Below are 24,739 nucleotides of genomic sequence, written 5' to 3' on the forward strand. Positions count from 1 at the left end.
GCCACGAAACCGATCACGACAGACATGACCAAACCTCCTCATCGCAGCCTTCTACTCAGCCAGGATCACACATCGCTCACGCGTGAGCAGATACGGGCTTATTTTCATGAGACCTCAGATGTCTATGAAGCCTTGTTTACGCTGCTTAGCAACGAGCAAGCGTACTACGTGAAACCCATTGCGCTGAGACATCCTTTGATTTTTTACTACGGCCATACCCATACCTTTTTTATCAACAAGCTGACTCTGGCCGGGCTCATCACCGAACGCGTGAATCCCAGGTTTGAGTCCATGTTTGCGGTCGGCGTCGATGAAATGGGCTGGGATGACGTGAACGAGGCCCACTACCAATGGCCAACGCCAGCGGAGGTGAAGGCCTACCGTGCACAGGTGCGCGAAGTGGTTGACCAACTGATCACGCGCCTGCCTTTTGAGCTGCCGATTGATTGGGAGAGCCCATGGTGGCCGATTCTGATGGGCATTGAGCATGAGCGCATCCATCTGGAAACCAGCTCGGTACTGCTCCGGCAACATGCCTTACAGTATGTTCGCCCCTCCCCCGCATGGGCACCCTCTGCTGCGCGGGATGTGGTCGCCCCTGAAAATCGCTTGGTGCATATCCCGGCGCGTGAAATTGTGTTGCGCAAGTCAGATGCGTATTACGGCTGGGATAACGAATACGGTCAATTTCACGGCCACTGTCCGGCCTTTGAGGCGGCCCAATACCTGACCTCTAATGCCGAGTTTTTACGCTTTGTGGAAGCGGGCGGCTACCAGGCAGAGGCCTACTGGCAAGAAGAAGGCTGGGCCTGGCGCACCTATACGCAAGCCGAGCATCCCACGTTTTGGATCAAACAAGCCTCCGGCTGGCAACTGCGCCTGCTGACGGAAGAAATCAACATGCCATGGAGCTGGCCGGTAGAAGTCAATTACCATGAGGCCAAAGCGTTTTGCAATTGGCTGTCTGCACAGCGGGGCAAACCAGTGCGTCTGCCCAGCGAGCAGGAGTGGTATAGTCTGTATGAACATGCAGGCTTGTCCGACGCCCTGGTCGCCAACGGCCATCTTGCCAATCTGTTTTTAGACCAGGGAGCATCGTCTTGCCCGGTCAACCAGTTTGCGCATGGTGAGCTGTATGATGTGGTGGGCAATGTCTGGCAATGGACAGAAACACCCATTTTTCCGTTTGATGGCTTTAAAGTACACCCGTTGTACGATGACTTTACCACCCCGACCTATGATGGCCGCCATAATCTCATCAAGGGTGGCTCCTGGATCTCAACGGGCAACGAGGCGATTAAAAGTGCGCGCTACGCCTTTCGCCGACATTTTTTTCAACATGCAGGATTCCGCTATATTGTGACTGATACCCCCGTAGAAAATAACAGCTCGTATTACGAATCTGACAAGCAGCTGTCGGAGTATGCCGAATTTCATTATGGTGACAGCTATTTTGGCGTACCCAACTTCCCCAAAGCGCTGAGCGATTATGCCCTGCAGCATTTGCAAGCCAAACCAAAACGCAAAGCACTCGATTTAGGCTGTGCCACCGGCCGTGCCACTTTTGAGCTGGCCACACAGTTTGAGCACGTCACCGGCATAGACTTTTCTGCCCGCTTTATTGGCTTGGCATTACAAGCGGCCGAACAGGGCGTGTTGCGTTACACCATGGTCAATGAAGGCGACTTGGTCAGCTACCAGGAGCGCACACTGAGTGCCTTAGGCTTAGACCAGTTGGTCGACAAGGTGGAATTCTGGCAGGGCGATGCCTGCAACCTCAAGCCTCAATTCACCGGCTACGACTTTATTCTGGCCGCCAATTTAATTGACCGGCTCTACCGCCCACGCCAGTTTTTGAGCACGATTTATGAGCGCTTGAATATCGGTGGCGTACTCATGATCACCTCGCCGTATACCTGGCTGGAAGAGCACACCCCACGTGAGGAATGGATAGGCGGCTACAAGCAAGATGGCGAAAATGTGACCACGCTGGATGGCCTGAAAGCGCTGCTAAGCCCCCACTTCAAACTCATGCAAGCCCCGGTAGAGATTCCGTTTGTGATTCGTGAAACCCGCCACAAATTCCAGCATACGCTGTCAGAAGTGACGCTGTGGGAGCGCGTCAGTTGAGCCACCGCTTTGATGAACACGTGTCGCGTGAAGGTAGCGGCGCATTAAAATTCGATGGCCGCCAGCAGACCTTCGGTACCACCGAGGTCATGCCCATGTGGGTGGCCGATATGGATTTTGCCGTGCCCGCAGCAGTGACTGAGGCGCTGCAAGCGCGCATCGCCCATCCGGTGTTTGGTTATTCCCTGGCGCCCGACAGCCTGTATCAAGCGCTGATTGATTGGCTACAAATCAAGCACGGTTGGCCAGTCCAGCGCGAATGGATTGTGCTCACACCCGGCGTGGTGCCCTCGCTCAACCTGGTCGTCGCTGCCCTCACCGCCCCAGACGAAGGCGTGATCGTACAACCACCCGTGTATTTTCCGTTTTTTTCAGCAGTCACCGGGCAGCAGCGGCACTTGCTTGAAAACCCCTTAAGCCTGACCACTGATCACGCAAACCAGCCGCAATACCAGATGGATATGGGCCACCTGACGGCGTGCGCGCAACAAGCGCGCATGCTGCTGCTATGCTCACCGCATAATCCGGTAGGTCGGGTGTGGCAAACGGCAGAAATGGAAGCCATTTTAAGTATCGCTAACCAGCACGACTTAGTTGTGCTCTCCGACGAAATCCATGCCGATTTAGTCTATGCAGAAGCGCAACACAAGCCGCTTAGCCGTTTGGCCATGCAAGCCGAAACCACCGAGCAAACCGCGTTGTCCCACCGCGTGATTACCGCCGTCTCGCCCAGCAAAACCTTCAATATTCCAGGCCTGGGCCTTTCAGCCTTGATTGTGCCAAACACCGCGCATCGGCAAGCCATTCAACGCCAGCTCAACACGCTAGGCCTCTCAGTGACCAACCCACTCAACATGGCCGCCTTTGAAGCGGCCTATCGCGGCGGCAGCAACTGGCTAAATGAACTGATGCCTTATCTGCAAGCTACACGCGATGCGGCAGTGGCGTATATTCAGGCAGAGCTGCCCAGTATCAAAGTCATCGCTCCGCAAGCCACTTATCTGCTATGGCTGGACTGCAGCGCCCTCAATCTGGATGACGCCGCATTAAAACGCTTTTTTATTGAAGAAGCACAACTCGGCCTCTCGCCCGGTGCGATGTTTGGTCATGGCGGCGAAGGCTTTATGCGCATGAACATAGGCACACCCCAAGCCAACGTGCTCGCGGCGCTGGCGCGATTAAAAGCCGCCTGCAGCCGTCACGGTCTCTCAACTTAAATACTTCCCTCACCACACGCTAGGAACAGCCATGACGCAAGCAGCTAAAACGATGTTGGCACAGTTATTCAGCAAAGCAATCTCCACCGCATTGATGCTGTGCGCGCTGTGTGCAGCCAGCCTCGCGCAGGCAAACACGCTAGAAGAAGCCAGACAGAAGCTACTGCAAAAAGACTATGCCGCCGCCCACGCCATTTATCTGTCGCTCGCCAGTCAAAACGATGCCAAAGCCTGCTACAACCTGGGCCTGATGTCGCAGAACGGCGATGGCGTGCCCAAAAGCATGGACGAAGCGGTCAAGTGGTACACAAAATCGGCCGAGTTGAATTACAAAGAGGCGCAGTACACGCTGGGTTCACTGGTGTTTCAGCGCCAGATTCAAAGCATCAGCTACCCGCAAGCGGTGGCCTATTACGAGCAAGCAGCCAAGCAAGGTCATGTGAAATCGCAGCTCAATTTAGGCATGCTGTATTTGCGGGGCGAAGTGATTGCGCAAGACATGTCCGCCGCCGTGCACTGGTTAAGCCAGGCCGCCAGCAACAACAATAGTGAAGCCCAGGGCTACCTGGCCGAGCTTTACCAGCAAGGGGTCGGCGTTGAACAAAGTACCCTCAAAGCGGCGATGTGGTTGATATTGGCAACCCAAAACGAAGAAAAACGCCTGGTGAATCGCCACAGCAAAATGCTGAATTATCTTTATGCGCAAATGAGCGAAGAGCAAAAAGCCGCTGCCACCCAATTGGCCACGCAATGTAAAAGCCAGCAACTGCAAGGCTGTTAAAACGAGGATATGCGAAAAAAACCATGTAAACAGTGAGGTATTACGCGATTAATGTATCTAATTGATTAAAATAGGTTTAGTGTAGCAAGTACACTACAGCCTAATATTAGTGTGCAGTTCCTTTCGATTTTTTTGAAGCGCAGTATTTTTGAAAAGGAAATACAAATGATGCTCCCCAAGAAATTTGGCATACTAATCCTATTGTTCCTTTTAGCAGGCACTCAATCTGTCAACGCAAACGTCACGTTTGATTACGCCAATACGAGCAACTGCTTTCCATTTGGCAGTTGTCCGGTCAATGAAACTATCGAGTACCAGCAGCTTTATTCGCATTATCAGTTTGGCACTGACCCTTTAGAAATTACAGGGATCAGTTTTAAGCCAGCACAAGGTGTCTCAGGTGCGTTTGACCCCACCCCGCTGAGCTTCACCTTGACGCTATCCACCACGCTGAGCAATGTCGGCTCTTTTTATGGAGATTACGCTGATCAAGCTCCTGCAAGTTCGTTTGCAGGGAACCTGGGGGTGAATACAGTGGCCGTCTTCTCAGGCACAGTCTCATTATCTTCCAGTGGTGATGATGTTTTCGATATTGCAATCCCATTTGCCACACCTTACTTGTACGACCCTCATGCCGGCAATCTTGTGATCGGGATTACAAACATCAGCGGCGGTATTCCACTAAAAGGCTTTGCAGCGGGCTACTCTCCGTTAATGAGCCGGTTTGTGAATGGCATGTATGGCGGCAACCCCAACATCTTCTTTGAAGCCGGGTTTGGCTTAGCAACACAATTTATCTCATCCGCCTCACCAACACCTGAACCGTTCCCTGCTGGCCCACCGCAATATGTGCCTGAGCCTACTGCGCCGGCAATGCTTTTCGCCGGATTAGGGTTATTGTGCTTTTGGCGTAGCCGTAAAGCATTAAAAAGTCACTAAGTCACCGCTCTTTTAGCGATCCCATCAAGGGCTGCGTCAGGCAGCCCTTAGTCTGCAGGTTAAGCGCATCTCTCATCCTCAAGCACGTTGTCTAAGTCAACCGCGCCAAGAACTGATTAAAATAAACCGTGTCTAGGTGACTTGCATCCCATTGGTTCAGGGACAAAAAGCCGCTGCCACCCAATTGGCTGCGCAGTGTAAAAGCCAGCAACTGCAAGGCTGTTAAACAAGGATCACACGATGCCAATCACCACCCTTCAACGTGCAGACCGGATGCGCGGCGCCCTCTGGGGTATGTTTATTGGCGATGCGCTGGCCATGCCCGTGCACTGGTATTACAACATCGCCGCCCTCTGGCAAGACTTTGGTCAAATTCGCGACTATCAAGCGCCCAAAGCCAGCCACCCCAGCTCCATCATGCCCCTGGCCAGCACAGGCAAGGCAGGCCGCGGCACACAAGCGGGCGACATTGTCGGCAGTGTGATTTTAAAAGGCAAAAAACAATTCTGGGGCCTGCCTAACGGCCACTATCACCAAGGCATGCAGGCAGGCGACAACACGCTAAACCTGCTGTGCGCCCGTGTGTTGCTGCGCTCCCTTATCGCCCAAGGCCAGCATGATCCCGCAGACTTTTTGCAAGCCTATGTGCGCTTTATGACCGAGCCCGATCAGCACAACGACACTTATGCTGAGTCATACCACCGTGATTTTTTTGCCAACTATGCCAAAGGCGTGGCCCCGGAAAAGTGTGCTGGCAACGAAGGCCATGACACCGCCTCCATCGGCGGCCTGGTGAATATCCCCATGGTGGTCATGGCCAGCGTCAAGGCGAACGACCTGGCCGCCTGCAACCAAGCCGCCTTAACGCAACAAAACCTCACCCACCGCTCAACCGAGTTAGAACGCCATACGCTGGCACTGAGCCAACTCTTGTTTGAAATTTTCAACTCGCCGTACCCTGACAACGAACAACTCGCCAGCGCTGCGGCCAGTCAGTTAGGATTCCCGGCCGCCAAAGTGGTGGCGCAAGTGCGTGCCAACCAAAAATCTGACCTCGACGTGATTGGCGGCCTACTCAGCCCTGCCTGCTACATAGACCAATCATTTCCATCTGTGCTCTACCTCGCCACCCGCTATCACGATGACTTTGAAAGCGCGCTTATTGCCAACACCAATGTCGGCGGAGATAACTGCCACCGCGGTGCCGTGCTGGGTGCAATTTTGGGTGCTTCGTTGGGGTTGGAGGCGATTCCGCCACGCTGGATCAAAGGCCTCACCGCGCACGATGCCATTCAGCACGAAGTTGAGCAGTTTGTGGCACAGTTTGCCTAAACATTTTGACTAATCAGGCGGTGAAAACCATGCTTACAAAAATATTAGCAACCCTCTTTATGATGAGCGGCAGCGTTGCCTTTGCTGCCAATGACTTAAGCTTTATGACTGAAGGCAAACCATATAACGAGGTCAAGCAAACGCTGATTGATCAAGGTTGGGCGCCGATTAAAAACACCAAGATTGATCGGGCTAGTCTATACGCGCAAGAAATCTACAACATGGGCATGACAGAGGTCACCGATTGCATCTCGATGGAAATTGACGGCTGCACATTCCTCTACCAAAAAGGCAAACAAACACTGGAAATCAAAACCATCACCAGGCAGTTGAGTGTGGAGTCTTTCCGTGTGTATAAGAAAAATACGCGGTGAATGCTTAAGGCAATTGTTTTTATGTAGCTCCCGCGCATGGTGCGTTGTATTTGAAATGAACCATGCGGCGCACTGAAAGCGAGTCCGCCCTACCGCGTTGGCATAAAATCATCGCTTACCGTCAAGTTAGCATTAAAAAAGCTATCCCAGGTTTCAGCAATCGGCGTGATAATCCGCTCGTTACCAAGTGCACGCACGTTCACCAGTTTCACATCCTCTGGCAAGCGCATTTCAGCAGGCAGGCGTACAGCTTGCGTGCGATTATTAATAAACACAGTGCTTATAGCCATCGTTCATCCCTCTCGTCAACACGCATGTAGCATTAGCGTATAGCACGAAAAATATAGTTGCAAACCTGCTTGGGAGCCGCATGAAAGAATAGCGACCTGATCACGTCGCATGCGTCTTTAAGGTAATAAAAACGCGGAGATGTGGCTTGGCTTACAAGAGTGTGAGACCTGCTTAATTCAAAGCGCATTAAACTGTGCGGCAGTCAAAATAGAGATGCCTTGAAAAGGATGCAACACCAACAAGTCAGCATCGCCCGTGATGATCATCGATGCACCACCATTCACTGCGACTTCTAAAAATTGATTGTCTTTTGGGTCACGGCAGGCATTCACGGGATAGACAATATTCACACGTTCATACATGCGACTAAACAGTCTAAAAAAAGCTTGCCTGTCTTCAAGCGAAATATAGCGGTCAAACTTTGGGCGAGATAATACGTCCGCCAGTTCATTGAGCGTAGACTCAGACACCAGCAATACACCTTGCTCAAAAGCTTTACGCACGGCAATTGACGAAACGCTGTTCGGTAACAGCAAATAACTGATCAAAGTATTGGTGTCACAGACTACCCGTAACGCCTCACTCATTGGTCAGCAACTCGGCTAATTTGTCCTCGGTTAAGCCATTTGCCACCGCCTGCTGCCCCACACGGTCACAAAATGATTGAAACTCAGCCAGATTCAGCCCGCGCAAGCGTTGATATTCAGCGGGAGAAAGCACAATCGCAACATCACGGTTTTGACGACGAATCGTCACTGGCTCGCGCTGTGCCGTATCAATTAAAGCCGCCATATTTTGTTTAGCATCTGTTGCAGAAACATATTGCATAATCAACTCTCCTGTTTGCCTAATAATAGTACAAAATGTCTATTTTGTACATTTTGCACAAACCATCACATTTAGTCTTGAAACTGCGTCGGAGAACAAATACGTGTAAGGCATCAACAAGTCACACGACCAATCCACTCCAGCCAATTGATGGAGTCTCGTCATGAACAAACAATCTCTGCTCACCGCTTTATGCGCCATCGTGTTTGCATCAAACGCCCTTGCGCAACCACAATGCAGTGCCGTCAGCGGCCCACAGACCAATGCCCTGGTTGAGCTATATACCTCAGAAGGCTGTAGCAGTTGCCCGCCCGCTGACCAGTGGTTAACGCGCCTAAAAACGCAAGGCAATCAGTTGGGCAACATCGTGCCGATGGCCTTACATGTGGATTATTGGGATTACATAGGCTGGAAAGACAACTTTGCCAACCCTGCCTTTGCCAAGCGGCAGCGTGACATGTCCGCCTCAGGGCATGCACGCGGCGTATATACCCCGCAACTCGCCATCAATGGGCAAGATAGCCGCAGCTGGTTAAGTGATGCGCGCTTTAAGAGGGAAGTCGCCAGTATTAATCGCCAGCCTGCCAAAGCTGAGATTCGCCTAACAGCCAACGCGACAACGACAAGGTCAGTGCAAGTCTCCACCAACATCAAAACCACTGAGGCTGGGCCATTGGTCTATTACCTCACGCTACAAGAAAACAACCTACAATCCACCATCAATGCAGGTGAAAACCGTGGCGAGCTATTGCGCCACGATTATGTCGTACGCCAGTGGTTAGGGCCGTTTAAAGTGGGTGCTGAGGGAAAAATAAGTGCCAGTCATGAAATTCAGCTTCAACCAGCCTGGAAGCAGCGTGATCTTAGCGTGGTCGCATTTGTGCAGAATTCAGCGACGGGGGAGATTTTGCAGGCAATAGCGTTAGGATTCTGTGAAGATTAATTTCACTTTACCGCCAACTATCGAATTTATCTAATCACATTTTTCAAATTTTGTACCCTTACATTGATCAATCAACTGAACCACCTGCTCTTTTTGTTTTGGTTTGAGCTCATGCAAAAAACTGTCTCTCAAACCAGCTGATACACCATTCTCAAAACTCAGGTTTTCCCATACTTGAGCTTTCACTAAGTCTTTTTTTCTACCTTGGCCTTTGCTGTAGATTTCTTTTAAATAAAATTGAGCAATAGGCTCTTTTTGTTTTGCAGCCTTCAAAAACCAGTCATATGCATTTTGATAATTGACTGGGACACCTAAACCTTTGTAATAAATAATGCCAGTATTCAGTTGAGCATTTACATGACCCATTTCTGCAGACTTTTTAATGTACTCAAGTGACTTTGCATAATCCCTCTCTTCGTTGTCCGGCATCCCCCAAATGACACCAATATTTTCGATAGCTACGGGATTGTTTTCTAACTCTGGTTTAGATAACCATACAATCGCTTCTTTATAATCTTTGGGTTCAACCGAAAAATAGAACTGGGCTAACTTGAGCATAAACTCAGGATCGCCTAAGTCAGCACCTTTGCGGTACATCCTGATCACTTCATACCGATTTTTAGAGACACCTTTCCCCTCTCTGTACATCATAGCCACATTATTAAAAGCCGGTTTATACCCTTGATCTGCAGCCAACTCAAACCACTTCAAAGCTTGCTCGTAATTGCGATTTACTCCTAGAGCGTCTCGATACATAATTCCCAGATTATTCTGAGCGAGTGCATACCCCTGATTAGCTGATTTGAGCATCCAGTCAACGGCTCTCCATAAGTCTTGTTCTACGCCTTCACCATATAAATACATTGCCGCAAGATTTGCTTGAGCAAGTGGAACACCCTGCTCTGCAGCTTTTGTAAACCAGTATGCTGCTTTAGGTAAGTCTCTTAAAAGGCTGTCATCTTTGTTGTAGATTTGAGCGAGATTAGTTTGAGCCTCCGCATCTCCGGCCTCTGCTAGCGGTTGATACAAGTCTTTGGCTAATTTGTAATTACCAAACCCATATGCTTGATTAGCATCGTCAATAGGAGCTGCAAACGAGAAACTGGTAAATATTAAAGAGGATGTAAGTAGAAGGATGGGGAATTTAAAAAACCTATTGAGTACATGCCAGTTCATGACCTAAAACTACCTTGTTGTTATTTGTATTGAATGATTTGTTTAGTTTTTAAGATTAATTTTACTCTGGCCTCATAATTTACAGGGAGAGATTTTGCAGGCATTTTTTAGGGGTGTTTGAACAATGAGAGTCCTGATTGCAGAATCAAAGACAGTTGCTGACCCCATTGATTTAATTATTCAAATTAATCATGCGGCGGACAGTAAATGAGGCTGCCCTATACGTTAATCCGCAATAAACCCCTTTTGGGATAACTTGCGTATAAAGTCATGGGTAAAGTAATTAAGGGGAGTTTTCGAGCCCTCAAAATTAACTCCGACCAGCGTGTATTTTTCCTCTATCCCTTTCCCAATAATCATCGTGTCACCACCTTGCGGATTTTTACCGTATTGCACTGCGTTATAGGCGAGTTGTAGGTAAATAGTATTCTCAGAAGTGTTTTTGATATGGCTGATTCTGACTTGAATAAGCCCATCGACTCTTTTCTGCGCAAATTGTTGCGCTATAAAAGTGTTGGAATCGATCCGAGAGTTTAAATTTATAGCCTGTTCAGCATCTGTGTGATGTTCTTGTTCAATCTCAGTCTCTAAATACTCTGCTAACTTTTTTGAGGTCTCCAACCAAGTGGCTCTAACTTTTTGGTCCTTAGGATCATCATAGGTTGGATTAAACCCCTCACCCGCCATAATCAGGATACCCAGTTTGTTTTTATCTGGATTAGCGACATGCTCTGGGACTGATGAACAACCCACCAATGTGAAGACCGATACAACAACCAATATGAGTGGTTTTAAAATGCTTTTCATAATTGACTTGGTTCTCTTTTTAATAACCCATGCAGAGACAAAGCAAAATAGCCTATGAATATTAATTAACTATGAGTCGCATAGTCTGATTCTATAAGCGCTCGACGGCCCAGTAAGTCCCAAAAATGTTTAGAAATTCAGCCTAAACTGGCTCCCAGTGCTAATCAGAAAATCACGATTTGCGCCAGGATCAATAAGACTTATCTTCTATGAATGGGTGGGTTGATTGAATTTGCTTTGAATTCGTTTTAATTTCGATCTTGCCTTCTTTAGCAGTTTCGAAAATTATCGACATCCGCGTCTCAGTCTCACTATGTTGGAATATCTGAGCTTTTGTATCATAAAGCATCATTCCACCTCCATCACCTACCGTAGTAGCTTTGAAAGGACCATTTGGCACAATAAAATCCATGGAATAAGTTTGGGAAATTCGGGCAATACCATTATCGATAGCCAGTAGCTTATTATCGATATGCATTTTAACGTCTATAACGACTATGTTACCGATCGGCACTTTGAGTGAAATTTCTTGAGGCGTGCTTTTGCCCAGTGATAACTTCAGCGTTTCAACATTTGTAATTTGTGACAGGGTTGATGATGCTATTTTTTGAACTAGCTGATCGAGCTCTGGTGGCAATTCTTTCATTCCGGAGACTTTGACTGACTCTTCTAATATTTGTCCGGAAGCGTTAATTGAGCCTGAAACATGCATGCCATTAACATCAATCGGCTGCTGAACCAGTGTATCTTTCCCAGATTGATCTTTTCTATATGTTTCTTTTTCCAGAAAGCTAACTTCCAATGGATATGTTTGATCTGCTTGCAAGCTACCAGAAATTATTCGAATCTTGTTCTTCGTAACAAGGTGTTGGATTTTAGGCTCCATGGTTAGCTTACCTTTTGAGTTCGCAATGATTCCACGGTCCTCGAGTACTTGTAACGAATTCACTGATTCATTTGTAGACTCAGAGATAAAGTCTGTATTTGGACTTATCCTATATCGAAGCTCAATCTCTTGGGTTTCTGCCTTCAGGGTATGAGCAGTAAAGACAAGGAGTACTAAATTAAAACTAATCAGATTGCGCATAAAAAATGAAGTTACTTTTCTTAGAAAAGAATTGCTAAAAGAACGACTAGTGCAAAAATCAGAAAGCAAACTGATAAGGCCCAAAAGATTACATAAAACCTGTAATTCCTTGGTCGATCAAACACATCTCCAATCACTGGTGGAGTTTTGGCGTTAGCCATTACCCAGTAGTGCCAATAAATTGGATTCATCGGGAAAGTCGTTAGTTTGACTCTGGCGAGTAGCGCAGCAATTATCAAACATACAATACTCAAAGCGATGTAAATCCAGAAAAATCTCATGTCATCGGGGATAACGCCACCTCGAAAATAAGTAGGTCGATAAGATGAGTGAATATGCATGAGATGCTTAAGCTAAATTACTTATTGGTTTTGGCTTTAATGAGAGCACTAAGCGATTTAATTGAAAGTCCCTGTGTTACCTGTAATATTTTTTCAACCTGCTCAGAGCTTTTCTGTGTGGCTTCCCTAGATATATTTTCTTTAACTCGCAACTGAGTAGCTTCTTTTGTGAAATACGGACGAGCAGGATTACCGGTATTTTTGACGATCAGCATGTCTAGGAAATTACCTGCATAATCGATCGAAGCGCATTTAATAAATGCAGGTAGCCAGTGAGATTCTAGTGCTGCTGGATAGCAGCTTTTGAGGAATGCCTCGACACCATCTATGCCTTGTGCTGAGTATATTCTGTCAAAATCCCTTATAGCAAAATCGATGTTTTTATTAATATCGAAGGGCTCAAAACCCACCCCGTAAATCATTTCTGCATTGCCAGTACTTTCGAAGACAACTTTATAACTGTTTTTTCCATTGATGGTCGCTTCACAAGTAATCGTTGCTTTATTTGTAATGTCACCAGTCACTGAACATGAACCAACTGCAGGCCAAGATACTGGTGTTCCAGAAATAACCGTTAACACCTGATCTACTTCTAACTTGTAGTTATCTGCGGCAGGTTGCGCGTCTTTACCCCCTGAAAATGAAACCGGAAAATCAGAAACAAATGAAAATGCTGCTCGCCCATTTTGATAAGACGTATTCGTTGCTTTCCCTTTTTTGCATTGCTCGGTGATATCTTCATCGTTTTGCTTAGCTGAAATACATTCGCCATTTAAGAATGCCATGTATTTAATAAGTATGTCTGCACTTGCATTAGAGGATAAGAAAATACCCAACATTAGCAGGCATAAGGTAGCTCGGCCTTTGAGAATAAGCATCCATGACCCCCGTGTATGGATTAACTGATTGATTAGAGAAGCTTACTATTTTGGCAACCAGAGCTTAAGCACTCTCGAATTCGGTCTTGCAAAAACTGGGAGCGTTTTATGGTGATACTGGAGGCGCAATTCAGATTTACGAAGAAAGCTTCGCCATCGCGCTTGGAACAACTACTATTTCTTTCCGACATCCATGAAAGTTGGCCTGACTTTAAAGCCTTTTTACCATCAGCGTCCAATTTTGAATTTAGCTTTTTGAAGTTTTCATTCAACTCTTTGTCTGCTTCTTGGTAAACCTTATTTAAGCAATACAAACCGTCGAAATCATCTCTTGGTTTATCACAAGCGGAGTTAGCAAATGCAGCCCCTGAAATACAGAGTAATAGTAATGTTGTTATTATTTTCATGATGTCCCCGATGATCATTATTTTGTTAGAAATTTAGAAAATCATACTACTGTTGGATCATGAAGTATTTATTAACGGAGACTAATATGTACATATCAATGCAAGACGTTCAACTCTTAGTTTCATCCCGGAATAATTTGCTCTGCCTCCAATTATTTAAATTCAGCAATACAAACTTGTATCCAGCTCAAACCCATTTTTCTACAAAAATAATGTTTAAATAAATATCGATCAAATAGAATATTATTTACATTAACGCCATCAGCTAATCTTGGACCGTTGTTTAATAAGGCGATAATCAGTTAAAGCTCTAAGCATCAATAATTACAAAGGACACTAAATGGCCATTAAATGTTTATCCGTATCGAACTTTAAAGGAATCGAAGGGTTAACTGACTTTGAACTCAAACCTATTACTGTTTTTGTCGGAGGCAACTCATCCGGTAAAAGCTCCTGCTTACATGCTTTGGCAAGTCTTGCACAAACAATAAAGCTAGGAAATAGCATTCCAGCTTTGATATTGGATGATGATTATGCACAAGTTCACTTAGGTAGATTTGTCGAAATTGCGCATTCGAGAAACTATCGTTTACCAATCCATTTAGCCATCAATGTTGGTCATGTCCAAATGGCTATTCATAAAAGTGAGTATAGCGGAGACTGCACTGCTAAATACGCTTTCAAATGTTCCAAAGATACTGAAGAAATTTATATTGATACCGCCGAGCTTGTTATTGGCGACAGCTGGATTAAATTTAAGAAAAAAGCCAACTCCGATCAATATGTAGTTACGAGTAACATTCACACCTCAAAACTAGTTGGTACTAGAAAAACTAATTTTTTCTTTGCTGTAACGCCTCCACAAACTGATCCTTCAGATTGGATTGAGATTTTATTTCTGGTAGACGCCATTCAGCGGGTTATTGAGAGCAATCTTCGACAAACAATGTATCTCGGACCTTTTCGCCAATCTCCTTTACGTAGATATCCGTTTAGAGGTTCAACAGCAAATGAGGTTGGAGCGCAAGGTGAAGCAACCATTACGATGCTTGCAAGCGAGTATGTGCAATCTAGTGACAAGTCCCATTTATCCCAAATTAATGAGTGGTTATCTACGCTTGGATTAGCAAAAAATGTTGGCGTTAAGAGAGTTGGCTCATCTGATTTATTTGATGTTTCATTAACACTTACCGACGATAAAGACTTACCGATTGCTGATCTAGGTTATGGACTATCCCAAGTGCTGCCGGTTTTAACCCAATGCAGTTTTGCAGCAAAAGGCTCAACATTGATGTTTGAGCAACCAGAGCTACATCTGCATGAAGGGGCTGCAAAGAAGCTTTCCCAGGTTTTTCTTGAAACATCAAAAATTAAGAAATCTAACATTTTGATCGAAACTCATTCCAAAGAGTTGATTTATGAGCTTTTCGAAATGATTAAATCTGGAGATTTAGATATTGAGGACATCGCAATTTACTCGGTTAAGAGAGAAGGCGGTAAGAGTAACTACGATAGAGTAAAAATGCACTTTGACGAGGACGGACGTTTTGAAGTGGAAAATGATAACCCTTGGTTTAAAACTTTAAGTTAGCGTACTTTCATCTATTCACTACCATTCGCAGAAAAGCCCGCAACCGCGGGCTTTATTTTTTTAATCTCAAAAAAGAGCTCTCACCTTTTTTATTCTAACCGCACTTACTATCGCCGCAGTTCAGGCACGTCATGCACCCATCCATCAGAATGCTTGCTTTGGTATTACACTTTTTACAAAGCTGTGCGCCTTTTGGGAAGCCTTCGTCGTTTGATTCGTCACCTGACTTGGCGTGTTTTTCCAGGTATTCCGCTTTTTTCTCTTCTACCAGTTTTTGCTGGTGTTCGTCTAAGCCTGGTTTTTTCAGCATGCCGATTTCTTGCAGGTGTTTTTCTACCACTTCGCCAATCTCGGCCACCAGGCTGGGCACGAACTTGCCACCTTTTTTAAAGTAGCCGCCGCTAGGCTCAAACACGCTTTTGAGTTCTTCTACCAAAAAGGTGACATCGCCACCTTTGCGGAACACGGCGGACATGACGCGGGTCAGCGCGACTATCCACTGAAAGTGCTCCATGTTTTTGGAGTTGATGAAGATCTCAAACGGGCGGCGGTGCTCTTGGGGCGTGCCTTCGTTCATGATGACGTCGTTGATGGTGATGTAGAGCGCGTGCTCGGTCACCGGGGTTTTGATCTTGTAGGTGTTACCCACAAGCATATCTGGGCGGCTTAATGGTTCGCCCATTTGGATAATATTCGTGACAGGCGCTGCTGCGGCCTCGGCTGCTTTTTTGTCTTCATCGGTCACCAGTTTGTAGGCGGTGATTTTTTTGTCGATCTTGATTGCCATGTTGTTCTCCCTATTGGAGCTTAATTTTTCAATAAATTCAATAATCTAAACGCGGTCCAAAAATTTTAGATGGTTGCCGTCGCGAGCGAAGCCAGTGCCAGGCGAAAAGCGGTTTTAAACCGGAGTGTACAAACGAGTACATGAGGATTTAAAACTGCTTTTCAACGCCGCAATGGCGAGCGCAGTAGGCAAACACTAAAATTTTCCGTAATAGCCTTCTTTAAACGCATCAAAGAGGTTTGCTGCCGTGTGAATCTCTCCATCGTACTCAATCTCTTCGTTACCTTTGGCTTCGATCTCTGTGCCATCTTCGAGCGTGAACTTGTAAGTGGTGCTCTCTAAATCTTTCTCGGTCACCAGCACACCCTGGAACGCTTCAGGGTTGAAACGGAAGGTCGTGCACCCTTTGAGGCCTTTGTCATACGCGTAGAGGTAGATGTTTTTGAAATCCTCAAAGTCGTAATCGGTCGGCACGTTAATGGTTTTGGAGATGGAGCTATCAATCCATTTTTGCGCCGCAGCCTGAATATCCACGTGGGCCTTGGCCATGATGGTGGATGAATCGAGGAAGTAATCTGGCAACTGCTCTTCTGGCTTGTCGCTGAACGGCATGGCGTTCGGGTTCACCAGTTCACGATAAGCCAGCAGCTCGTAGCTGAATACATCCACTTTCTCTTTGGACTTTTTGCCTTCACGGATCACGTTACGTGCATAGTGGTGGGCAAAGCTGGGCTCGATGCCGTTGCTGGCGTTGTTGGCCAGGCTCAGTGAAATCGTACCCGTTGGTGCGATAGAGCTATGATGCGTAAAGCGCACACCCTTGGTTGCGATCTGGTTACGCAGGCCTTCCGGGAACTGCTGCATGTAGCGGCTGTATTTGCCCAGCAGCACTTTACCTGCCAGTTTTTGGCCGACCTTGATGCCATCGGCCGCCATTTCAGGGCGCACGCGCAACATATCGGCGGTGACTTCAAATTTTTCGTCCATGATCGGGGCTGGGCCTTTTTCTTCAGCCAGTTGCACGCCGATTTCCCAGCCCACTTCGGCCATGATGCGGGTGACTTCTTCAGTGAACTTCACTGAGTCTTCTTCACCGTATTTCATTTTGAGCATGGTGAGGGTTGAGCCCAGGCCCAGGTAGCCCATGCCGTGGCGGCGTTTGCGGGCGATTTCCTGGCGTTGCTGCTCGAGTGGCAAACCGTTGATTTCGACCACGTTGTCGAGCATGCGGGTAAACACGGCCACTACTTCGCGGTATTCGTCCCAGTCAAAATGCGCGTTGTCGGTGAAGGGTTCGCGTACAAACTTGGTCAGGTTGACTGAGCCCAGCAGGCAGGCGCCGTATGGCGGCAATGGTTGCTCGCCGCAAGGGTTGGTGGCGCGGATGTTTTCGCAGAACCAGTTGTTGTTCATCTCGTTGACGCGGTCAATCAAAATAAAGCCAGGCTCGGCAAAGTCGTAGGTGGAGGACATAATCACATCCCACAGACGGCGCGCCTTGATGGTTTTGTAGATGCGGCAAGCGACTTTACCAGCCTCAGGCCCTTCGGTTTTGGTCAGATATTTGTGCTTGACCGGCCAGTCGCGCCACACCACTTGTGACTCGTCGTTGACATTGAGGCCGTCAATAATGGCTTCTTTTTCAGTCACGGGGAAGGCCAAACGCCATTCGGCATCGGCTTTCACCGCTTCCATAAATTCTTTGGTGATCAGGCAGCTCAGGTTGAACTGACGCAAACGGCCGTTTTCACGCTTGGCCTTGATAAAGTCAGTCACGTCTGGATGCGAAATATCAAAGGTGGCCATTTGTGCACCACGACGGCCACCAGCGCTAGACACGGTGAAGCACATTTTGTCGTAGATATCCATAAAGCTTAAAGGGCCAGAGGTGTAAGCGCCCGCACCGGCGACAAATGCGCCCTTTGGACGCAGCGTAGAAAACTCGTAACCAATGCCGCAACCGGCTTTGAGCGTCAGGCCAGCTTCGTGCACTTTGCCTAAAATATCGTCCATGCTGTCGGCAATCACGCCAGACACGGTGCAGTTGATGGTAGAGGTGGCGGGTTTGTGCTCTAACGCGCCCGCATTAGAAGTAATGCGGCCTGCCGGAATCGCACCACGGCGCAACGCCCACAAAAACTTTTCGTGCCATTCATTTTTCTTTTCTTCGGTGGTCTCGACGTCTGCCAGCGCGCGCGCAACGCGGCGATAAGAATCGTCCATGTCCTGATCCACATGTTCGCCCGACTTGGTTTTGAGACGGTATTTCTTGTCCCAAATATCGAGAGAGACGGGCTGCACTGGAATCTCCACGGCAACGCCTTCTGACTGGACTTTCTTTTGTTCAACAGCTTTTAACATCGAGTTCTCCCACACCTTGGTGATTCTTATTGGTTTGACAAACAGGGTTATTACAACAAACATCCGCCACAAGCTTGGCAACGGCTGGGGCGGGATGCGTTTTGGAACGGGGCCAGGGGTATGACAAGCTTTGTTGTGTATTTATGCGGCTTGCCCGGCCTGCACATCGACATGGGTGCGGGCCCTGACACAAACACAATATCTTGTGTTGCTGGCGATAATTTATGCCTATAGCTAGTTGCCGTCAACCGATTTTTTGCGCTTTTTTTGATGCTTTTTTTGCGTGCAACATCTTGCATTTTTTTAAGCGTGATAGAAACAGGCGCTACGGCATAGGTGAGTCATCACTCACCTGCTTTTGCTGGTGTCGGCAATACGCAACAGGTCAGTGTTGGGCAAATATGCGAAAATACCGCCATGCCTAGATTTGTCTATACCCTGCTCATGACCGTGATTGCCGTCCTGCTGCCGCTCAAGCTGTTCTGGCGCGGCCTCAAGCAGCCGGAATACCGCCAGCATGTGGCTGAGCGCTACGGCTTTTACCGCCAATCGGTGCGTGATCCGCTGATCTGGGTGCATTGTGTCTCGGTGGGTGAAACACGTGCCACGCAACCGCTGATTCACGCCTTGCTGAGCACCTACCCGCAACACCAGCTGCTGATCACGCACGGCACGCCGACCGGCCGCGCGACCAGCAGCCAGTTATTCAGCGCCGAGATTGCCAGTGGCCGTGTCCTGCAAGCCTACCTGCCGGTAGACACGCCCGGCGCAGCCAGGCGCTTTCTCAAACACTTTAAACCGGTATTCGGCGTGCTGATGGAAACCGAGCTCTGGTTTCATTTAATTGACCAGGCCAGCCGCCAGCATCTGCACATGGCCTTGCTCAGCGCCCGCCTCTCGGAAAAGTCCGCGCGTGGCTATGCCAAACTCGGCAGCCTCACCCGCCAGGGCTTGCAGCAACTCACCCTCATCGCCGCCCAAACCCAGGCCGATGCCGAACGCCTGCACACCCTGGGCGCCGCCCAGCCGATGATTTGCGGCAACCTCAAGTTTGATGTCACGCCCCCCGCAGACAGCACCGACAAAGGGACGGCCTTGCGCCAGCAACTAGGCCCACACCGCACGGTATGCATGGCCGCCAGCACACGCGAAGGCGAAGAATCGCTGATTCTCGACGCCGTGCAAGGCCTAAATGTGCTCACCCTGCTGGTGCCCCGCCATCCACAACGCTTTGCCGAGGTGGAAGCGCTGCTCAAAGCCCGTGGCTTGCGCTATGTGTTGCGCACCGAACTGGTCCAACCCTTGCCTGCCGATGTGCAAGTCGTGCTGGGCAACAGCATGGGCGAAATGTACACCTACTATGCCGCCAGCGACTTTGCCGTGATGGGCGGCAGCCTGCAGCCGCTGGGCGGGCAAAACCTGATTGAAGCCGCCGCCATGGGCGTGCCGACCATACTGGGACCGCATATGTTTAATTTTGCGCAAGTGGCGCAAGCGGCGGTCATGGCGGATGCGGCGGTACAGCTAAAGGATGTAAGTGAGTTGCATGGCATGGTTGCTGCCTTGGCGGCAGATAAAACGAGAGTGCGAACAATGGCGGAAGCAGCAAAGGGGTTTACCTTGCAGCATAGAGGGACAACGGAAAGGTTGATGGCGGCGATCGCGCCGTTATTGAAAAGGTGACTCTTCCAGCGCAGAGTGACTGGAGCACTCGAAAAATTTTGCGCTCAATTGCGGCATTCTTTTTCGCCTTTAGGCGACCATTCTTTCTTATGCTTGTCCATAAGAAAGAAGGCAAAGAACAAGACACCCTAGCTTCCGCTTGTTCCCTGCGTTGCTCATCAGCGTGGGCGTCCATTGAAACTCGCCCTGACAAGCCACACAGTTCGTGGCTTGTTGCGGAACTCAAACAGGCAATGGACGAAAACTCCCATGCTGATTGCGCTACTCGGCGCGGCAGATAGGGGCCCGTTTAACCCCACCACGATGGGACGTTTATTGGGCATGTTAAATTCAGTGCGCTAGGCAACTTTCCACTTCAAAGCTGAAACTAGAACTAGTTTTTCACGGTGATGGAGCGTGATGCAATGCAAAGAATTCCACTCAAGTGAAAGCGTCTGCTTTTCATGGGCCCCTATCTGCCGCGCCAAGTAGCGCAGGCAAAACAAGAATAAAGGGAGCGACTGTTCGAGTCCCGCAGCAGCTCACGTATGTTGTGATCTGCCAGGTCGAGTTTCGTGACCGCTTGTTTTGGTGAGCAACGCAGGGAACAAGCGGAAGCTAGGGTGCATTTCTTTTGGTGACTTATTCTTTGGGCAAGCAAAGAAAAGTCACTCGCCTAGAGGCGAAAAAGACCATTCCATACGACAAGAAATCATCCGCGTGGGCATGCATGCCCACCCTACCTCCTAAGAGTCTCATTTTGAGCCAATCAGCGGCCTGCCAATCCATATCATGACCTTTTAAACCCAACAAAAAAGCGCACTAGTGTGCGCTTTTTTATCTGCCATCAACCCCTTTACCCCAGGTTAGGCGCTAACCACCGCTCCAACCAAGCCTTATCCACATTCCTTCTCTGTGCCATGTCTTCCACCTGATCATTGCCAATCTTATCGACACTGAAATAGCGCGACTCAGGGTGCGCGAGGTAGAAGCCACTGACAGCCGCCGCCGGAATCATGGCGTAGCTGTCGGTGAGTTGCATGTCAATTTCTTCTGCCTGCAACACCTTGAACATCTCGGACTTCACGGTGTGGTCCGGGCAGGCCGGGTAGCCAGGCGCCGGTCGGATGCCGCGGTATTGCTCTTTGATCAGCGCTTCGTTGCTCAAGTCTTCATCGGCGGCATAGCCCCAGAAATCGGTACGCACACGCTCGTGCATGTATTCGGCAAAAGCTTCAGCCAAACGGTCGGCCAGTGACTTGAACATGATGGCGTTGTAGTCATCGTGGTTTTTCTCAAACTCGGCCAGGCGTTTTTCCATGCCCAGACCCGCGGTGACGGCAAACAGGCCGATGTAATCATCGACCCCTTTAGGCGCAATAAAGTCGGCCATGCACTGATTGGGGCGGGCGACGCCGTCGATGACCGGTTTTTGCGTTTGCTGGCGCATACCGTACCAGGTCAAGGCGACCTGACTGCGGCTGTCGTCGGTGTAGATTTCGATATCGTCCGTATTCACCTGATTGGCGGGCAGCAAGGCGATCACGCCATTGGCGCTGAGCCAGCGGCCATCGATGATGCGCTTGAGCATGACTTGCGCTTCGGCAAACACCTTGGTGGCAGCTTCGCCGACAACTTCATCTTGCAGGATAGCGGGATAAAACCCGGCCAGGTCCCAGGTCTGGAAGAAAGGGCCCCAGTCGATATATTGCGCGATAAGCGCGAGGTCGATGTTTTTGAACACGCGGCGGCCGATAAACTTGGGTTTCAGTGGCGCATAGTCACCCGTGAAAGTGAGTTGCGCGGCATTGGCGCGTGCTTCGGCCAGGCTTAGCATGGGCACGCCTTTTTTATTGGCGTGTTGCTGGCGGGCTTTTTCATAGTCGGCCTGAATCTCGGCCAGGTAAGCCCCGCGCGTTTCTGGCGTGAGCAGGTTTTGCATGACGCTGACCGAGCGTGAGGCATCGGGCACATAAATGACCGGGCCGGTGTAATTGGGCGCAATTTTCACCGCGGTGTGTGCACGGGAAGTAGTCGCGCCACCGATCAGCAAGGGCGTTTGCTGCTCAACAAAGTGCGGGTCGCGCTGCATCTCTTTGGCGATATAGGCCATTTCTTCGAGCGATGGTGTAATCAGTCCACTCAGGCCGATGATGTCCGCATTCTCGCGTTTGGCCATCTCCAGGATTTCAGCGGCGGGCACCATGACGCCCATGTTCACCACCTCGAAGTTGTTGCACTGCAACACCACTGAGACGATGTTTTTGCCAATATCGTGCACATCACCTTTGACCGTGGCAATCACCACTTTGCCCTTGGGCTTGGCGACCATGCCGGTGCGGCGTTCTTCGGCGGCTTTTTCTTCCTCGATAAACGGAATCAGGTGCGCCACGGCAGACTTCATCACACGCGCGGACTTCACCACCTGCGGCAAAAACATCTTGCCCTGGCCAAACAGGTCACCGACCACGTTCATGCCGTCCATGAGCGGCCCTTCAATCACATGAATCGGGCGGCCGCCCTTGCTCATGATGTCCTGACGCACTTCTTCAGTATCTGCGACGATAAAGTCGGTAATGCCATGCACCAGCGCATATTCCAGGCGCTTGGTGGCGGGCACCGGGTTCTCAGGTGTGCCACGCCAGGCCAGAGTCGCTTCGGCTTTTTTGCCGCCAGCGACCAGCGTGCCCGCAATCTCAATCATGCGTTCAGTGGCCGCTAATGGATTCTCAGGGTCCACCACGCGGTTAAGCACCACGTCTTCGACGCGCTCACGCAATTCCGGATCAATATCGTCATAGACGCCGACCATGCCCGCATTGACGATACCCATGGTCATACCGGCTTTAATCGCATGGTAGAGGAACACGGTATGAATGGCTTCACGCGCCGGCTCGTTGCCGCGGAAGCTGAAACTGACGTTGGATACGCCGCCGGAAATGCGGGCGTAAGGCAGGTTTTGCTTGATCCAGCGCGTGGCTTCAATAAAGTCCACCGCGTAATTGTTGTGTTCTTCAATGCCGGTGGCAATGGCGAAAATATTCGGGTCAAAAATAATATCTTCAGGCGGAAAGCCAGTGCTGACTAACAAATCGTAAGCACGCTTACAGATTTCAGTTTTGCGTTCAAACGTGTCGGCCTGGCCCTTTTCATCAAACGCCATGACAATGACGGAAGCGCCGTAGCGGCGGCACAATTTGGCCTGGCGCAAAAACTCCGCTTCGCCTTCTTTCATCGAAATAGAGTTGACGATGGCTTTGCCCTGCACGCACTTGAGGCCGGCTTCAATCACGTTCCACTTGGAGGAGTCGATCATGATGGGCACACGGGCAATGTCCGGCTCGGAGGCAACCAGATTGAGGAAGTGCGTCATGGCCTTGACCGCATCCAGCATGCCTTCATCCATGTTGATGTCGATGACCTGGGCGCCGTTTTCCACCTGCTGGCGTGCCACGCTGAGCGCTTCTTCGTATTGCTCGTTGATGATCATGCGCGCAAACGCTTTGGAGCCGGTGACGTTGGTCCGCTCACCAACGTTGACAAACAGCGACTGCTCATCAATCACAAACGGTTCCAGGCCTGACAGCTTGGTCGTCACCGGTAGGGTTGGCACCTGGCGTGGTGGCAGGTCTTTAATCGCGTTATAAATGGCGTTGATATGCGGTGGTGTGGTCCCGCAGCAGCCACCGGCAATATTGATAAAGCCGCTTTGCGCAAATTCTTTGACTAGGCTGGCGGTGATGTCCGGCGTTTCGTCAAAGCCAGTGTCGCTCATCGGGTTGGGCAGGCCCGCATTCGGGTAGATACAGACAAAGGTATCGGCGACCTTGCTCAGCTCTTCGGCATACGGGCGCATCAGGGTCGCACCCAGTGCACAGTTGAGGCCGACGGTGAGCGGTCTGGCGTGGCGTACCGAATGCCAGAAGGCAGTGACGGTCTGGCCGGACAGGATGCGGCCAGAGGCATCAGTCACGGTGCCCGAGATCATGATCGGCCAGGTCTTGCCCTGTTCTTCAAAGAAACTGTCGATGGCAAACAGCGCGGCCTTGCAGTTAAGCGTATCAAAAATGGTTTCCACCATGAGGATATCGGCCCCGCCTTCGACCAGGCCACGGATTTGTTCCAGGTAAGAAATAACCAGCTGGTCAAAACTGACGTTACGGGCCGCGGGGTCGTTCACGTCGGGTGAAATCGAAGCGGTTTTTGGCGTGGGCCCGAGGGCGCCTGCCACAAAACGCGGCTTATCCGGCGTGCTGTATTTGACGCAGGCGGCCTTGGCCAGTTTTGCGGCCTGTACGTTCATCTCGTACACCAGATGCGCCATATGGTAATCATCTTGCGCCACACTGGTGGCACCAAAGGTATTGGTTTCAATGATGTCGGCCCCGGCCGCCAGGTATTGCTCGTGGATTTCCTGAATCACCTGCGGTTGCGTGAGTGTCAGCAGCTCGTTGTTGCCTTTGACAAACAGCTCGCGTTCGCCTGCCGGGCCCTGAAAATCCTTGAAGCGCTCGCCACGGTAATCGGCTTCGGTCAACTTGTAGCGCTGGATCATGGTACCCATGGCACCATCCAGAATCAGGATGCGTTGGGAAAGCGCCTCACGGAGCCATTGTTCAGTTGCGGAAACCGGCAGTTGCGTCATGCGTATCAACTTGAAAACAAAAGTAATATTTTATCACAAGCACAAGGCGGCTCCTTGCCTGTCGGCGCAAGGCGGAATCAGGAAGATTGGGGGTGACTCCCGAGCTTGCCTAAACCGGATAGGCGAAATAAAAAAATGCATTTAACATAGCGCTGATTCAAG

20 protein-coding genes are annotated in these 24,739 nt (G+C 49.5%); 9 read left to right on the top strand and 11 right to left on the bottom strand.

Annotation, left to right across the window (positions count from 1 at the left end):
* Nucleotides 1-24: 24 nt before the first annotated feature.
* The 6 genes from ovoA (at nucleotide 25) to GOC95_RS13900 (ending at nucleotide 6,773) form a co-directional block, all read left to right on the top strand.
* Complete coding sequence (ovoA, locus tag GOC95_RS13875; protein WP_275357853.1) at nucleotides 25-2,130, top strand: 5-histidylcysteine sulfoxide synthase; 2,106 nt, start codon at nucleotides 25-27, stop codon at nucleotides 2,128-2,130.
* Nucleotides 2,127-3,347, top strand: coding sequence for a PatB family C-S lyase (locus GOC95_RS13880; protein WP_275357855.1), 1,221 nt, complete (start codon nucleotides 2,127-2,129; stop codon nucleotides 3,345-3,347). The genes ovoA and GOC95_RS13880 overlap by 4 nt, the downstream gene beginning before the upstream one ends.
* A gap of 31 nt (nucleotides 3,348-3,378) precedes the next feature.
* Nucleotides 3,379-4,128 carry a tetratricopeptide repeat protein gene (locus GOC95_RS13885; RefSeq protein WP_275357857.1) on the top strand — a complete coding sequence of 250 codons (750 nt, stop codon included), beginning with the start codon at nucleotides 3,379-3,381 and terminating at the stop codon, nucleotides 4,126-4,128.
* Nucleotides 4,129-4,293: 165 nt separating this feature from the next.
* On the top strand, nucleotides 4,294-5,067 hold the full coding sequence (locus GOC95_RS13890; protein ID WP_275357858.1) for a PEP-CTERM sorting domain-containing protein: 774 nt from the start codon (nucleotides 4,294-4,296) through the stop codon (nucleotides 5,065-5,067).
* 240 nt (nucleotides 5,068-5,307) lie between these two features.
* Complete coding sequence (locus GOC95_RS13895) at nucleotides 5,308-6,399, top strand: ADP-ribosylglycohydrolase family protein (RefSeq protein WP_275357860.1); 1,092 nt, start codon at nucleotides 5,308-5,310, stop codon at nucleotides 6,397-6,399.
* Nucleotides 6,400-6,458: 59 nt separating this feature from the next.
* On the top strand, nucleotides 6,459-6,773 hold the full coding sequence (locus tag GOC95_RS13900; RefSeq protein WP_194748919.1) for a hypothetical protein: 315 nt from the start codon (nucleotides 6,459-6,461) through the stop codon (nucleotides 6,771-6,773).
* Nucleotides 6,774-6,862: 89 nt separating this feature from the next.
* On the opposite strand, the gene vapB is transcribed toward GOC95_RS13900, so the two are convergent.
* The 3 genes from vapB to GOC95_RS13915 all read right to left on the bottom strand — a co-directional run bounded on the left by vapB (nucleotide 6,863) and on the right by GOC95_RS13915 (nucleotide 7,892).
* Nucleotides 6,863-7,063 carry a type II toxin-antitoxin system VapB family antitoxin gene (gene vapB / locus GOC95_RS13905; protein ID WP_049637567.1) on the bottom strand — a complete coding sequence of 67 codons (201 nt, stop codon included), beginning with the start codon at nucleotides 7,061-7,063 and terminating at the stop codon, nucleotides 6,863-6,865.
* Between the two features lie 177 nt (nucleotides 7,064-7,240).
* Nucleotides 7,241-7,651, bottom strand: a complete 411-nt coding sequence (locus tag GOC95_RS13910; RefSeq protein WP_275357861.1) for a putative toxin-antitoxin system toxin component, PIN family — start codon at nucleotides 7,649-7,651, stop codon at nucleotides 7,241-7,243.
* Nucleotides 7,644-7,892 carry a type II toxin-antitoxin system Phd/YefM family antitoxin gene (locus GOC95_RS13915; RefSeq protein WP_194748922.1) on the bottom strand — a complete coding sequence of 83 codons (249 nt, stop codon included), beginning with the start codon at nucleotides 7,890-7,892 and terminating at the stop codon, nucleotides 7,644-7,646. Before GOC95_RS13915 ends, GOC95_RS13910 begins: the two co-directional genes overlap by 8 nt.
* 163 nt (nucleotides 7,893-8,055) lie before the next feature.
* On the opposite strand from GOC95_RS13915, the gene GOC95_RS13920 reads away from it, so the two are divergent.
* Nucleotides 8,056-8,835: a DUF1223 domain-containing protein gene (locus GOC95_RS13920; RefSeq protein WP_275357862.1), complete on the top strand. Its 780-nt coding sequence runs from the start codon at nucleotides 8,056-8,058 to the stop codon at nucleotides 8,833-8,835.
* A gap of 30 nt (nucleotides 8,836-8,865) precedes the next feature.
* Here the strand turns inward: GOC95_RS13920 and GOC95_RS13925 are convergent, their stop codons facing one another.
* From GOC95_RS13925 to GOC95_RS13945, 5 genes are all read right to left on the bottom strand, one after another.
* Nucleotides 8,866-10,011, bottom strand: a complete 1,146-nt coding sequence (locus tag GOC95_RS13925; protein WP_275357863.1) for a tetratricopeptide repeat protein — start codon at nucleotides 10,009-10,011, stop codon at nucleotides 8,866-8,868.
* Between the two features lie 225 nt (nucleotides 10,012-10,236).
* Nucleotides 10,237-10,818 carry a hypothetical protein gene (locus GOC95_RS13930; protein ID WP_275357864.1) on the bottom strand — a complete coding sequence of 194 codons (582 nt, stop codon included), beginning with the start codon at nucleotides 10,816-10,818 and terminating at the stop codon, nucleotides 10,237-10,239.
* A gap of 190 nt (nucleotides 10,819-11,008) precedes the next feature.
* Nucleotides 11,009-11,905, bottom strand: a complete 897-nt coding sequence (locus GOC95_RS13935) for a hypothetical protein (RefSeq protein WP_275357865.1) — start codon at nucleotides 11,903-11,905, stop codon at nucleotides 11,009-11,011.
* A 358-nt stretch (nucleotides 11,906-12,263) separates the two neighbouring features.
* Nucleotides 12,264-13,124, bottom strand: coding sequence for a hypothetical protein (locus tag GOC95_RS13940; protein WP_275357866.1), 861 nt, complete (start codon nucleotides 13,122-13,124; stop codon nucleotides 12,264-12,266).
* A 32-nt stretch (nucleotides 13,125-13,156) separates the two neighbouring features.
* Entirely contained in the window at nucleotides 13,157-13,531 is a 375-nt protein-coding gene (locus GOC95_RS13945) for a lysozyme inhibitor LprI family protein (RefSeq protein WP_275357868.1), read from the bottom strand.
* A gap of 340 nt (nucleotides 13,532-13,871) precedes the next feature.
* Here GOC95_RS13945 and GOC95_RS13950 point away from each other — a divergent pair, with 340 nt between their 5' ends.
* Nucleotides 13,872-15,122, top strand: coding sequence for an AAA family ATPase (locus GOC95_RS13950; protein ID WP_275357870.1), 1,251 nt, complete (start codon nucleotides 13,872-13,874; stop codon nucleotides 15,120-15,122).
* 94 nt (nucleotides 15,123-15,216) lie between these two features.
* Here the strand turns inward: GOC95_RS13950 and GOC95_RS13955 are convergent, their stop codons facing one another.
* Together GOC95_RS13955 and GOC95_RS13960 are read right to left on the bottom strand one after the other, a co-directional pair.
* Entirely contained in the window at nucleotides 15,217-15,909 is a 693-nt protein-coding gene (locus tag GOC95_RS13955; protein WP_275357872.1) for an NrdJb, read from the bottom strand.
* Nucleotides 15,910-16,104: 195 nt separating this feature from the next.
* Entirely contained in the window at nucleotides 16,105-18,270 is a 2,166-nt protein-coding gene (locus tag GOC95_RS13960; RefSeq protein ID WP_275357873.1) for an adenosylcobalamin-dependent ribonucleoside-diphosphate reductase, read from the bottom strand.
* Between the two features lie 336 nt (nucleotides 18,271-18,606).
* Between GOC95_RS13960 and waaA the strand changes: the two genes are divergently transcribed.
* Entirely contained in the window at nucleotides 18,607-19,953 is a 1,347-nt protein-coding gene (gene waaA, locus GOC95_RS13965) for a lipid IV(A) 3-deoxy-D-manno-octulosonic acid transferase (protein WP_343223997.1), read from the top strand.
* Between the two features lie 835 nt (nucleotides 19,954-20,788).
* On the opposite strand, the gene metH is transcribed toward waaA, so the two are convergent.
* Entirely contained in the window at nucleotides 20,789-24,577 is a 3,789-nt protein-coding gene (metH, locus tag GOC95_RS13970) for a methionine synthase (protein ID WP_275357875.1), read from the bottom strand.
* Nucleotides 24,578-24,739 lie beyond the last annotated feature (162 nt).

Origin of the sequence: Methylophilus sp. YYY-1 (assembly GCF_029132825.1) — a bacterium.
Classification (GTDB): domain Bacteria; phylum Pseudomonadota; class Gammaproteobacteria; order Burkholderiales; family Methylophilaceae; genus Methylophilus; species Methylophilus glucosoxydans.

Excerpts from the sequence above, each read along its gene's own strand:
- GOC95_RS13955 (WP_275357872.1), bottom strand. The coding sequence starts at position 15,909 with ATGGCAATCAAGATCGACAAAAAAATCACCGCCTACAAACTGGTGACC.
- GOC95_RS13940 (WP_275357866.1), bottom strand. The coding sequence starts at position 13,124 with ATGCTTATTCTCAAAGGCCGAGCTACCTTATGCCTGCTAATGTTGGGT.
- GOC95_RS13930 (WP_275357864.1), bottom strand. The coding sequence starts at position 10,818 with ATGAAAAGCATTTTAAAACCACTCATATTGGTTGTTGTATCGGTCTTC.
- ovoA (WP_275357853.1), top strand. The coding sequence starts at position 25 with ATGACCAAACCTCCTCATCGCAGCCTTCTACTCAGCCAGGATCACACA.
- GOC95_RS13950 (WP_275357870.1), top strand. The coding sequence starts at position 13,872 with ATGGCCATTAAATGTTTATCCGTATCGAACTTTAAAGGAATCGAAGGG.
- GOC95_RS13895 (WP_275357860.1), top strand. The coding sequence starts at position 5,308 with ATGCCAATCACCACCCTTCAACGTGCAGACCGGATGCGCGGCGCCCTC.
- GOC95_RS13925 (WP_275357863.1), bottom strand. The coding sequence starts at position 10,011 with ATGAACTGGCATGTACTCAATAGGTTTTTTAAATTCCCCATCCTTCTA.
- GOC95_RS13960 (WP_275357873.1), bottom strand. The coding sequence starts at position 18,270 with ATGTTAAAAGCTGTTGAACAAAAGAAAGTCCAGTCAGAAGGCGTTGCC.
- vapB (WP_049637567.1), bottom strand. The coding sequence starts at position 7,063 with ATGGCTATAAGCACTGTGTTTATTAATAATCGCACGCAAGCTGTACGC.
- GOC95_RS13885 (WP_275357857.1), top strand. The coding sequence starts at position 3,379 with ATGACGCAAGCAGCTAAAACGATGTTGGCACAGTTATTCAGCAAAGCA.
- GOC95_RS13915 (WP_194748922.1), bottom strand. The coding sequence starts at position 7,892 with ATGCAATATGTTTCTGCAACAGATGCTAAACAAAATATGGCGGCTTTA.
- metH (WP_275357875.1), bottom strand. The coding sequence starts at position 24,577 with ATGACGCAACTGCCGGTTTCCGCAACTGAACAATGGCTCCGTGAGGCG.
- GOC95_RS13900 (WP_194748919.1), top strand. The coding sequence starts at position 6,459 with ATGATGAGCGGCAGCGTTGCCTTTGCTGCCAATGACTTAAGCTTTATG.
- GOC95_RS13935 (WP_275357865.1), bottom strand. The coding sequence starts at position 11,905 with ATGCGCAATCTGATTAGTTTTAATTTAGTACTCCTTGTCTTTACTGCT.
- GOC95_RS13945 (WP_275357868.1), bottom strand. The coding sequence starts at position 13,531 with ATGAAAATAATAACAACATTACTATTACTCTGTATTTCAGGGGCTGCA.
- GOC95_RS13910 (WP_275357861.1), bottom strand. The coding sequence starts at position 7,651 with ATGAGTGAGGCGTTACGGGTAGTCTGTGACACCAATACTTTGATCAGT.
- GOC95_RS13920 (WP_275357862.1), top strand. The coding sequence starts at position 8,056 with ATGAACAAACAATCTCTGCTCACCGCTTTATGCGCCATCGTGTTTGCA.
- GOC95_RS13890 (WP_275357858.1), top strand. The coding sequence starts at position 4,294 with ATGATGCTCCCCAAGAAATTTGGCATACTAATCCTATTGTTCCTTTTA.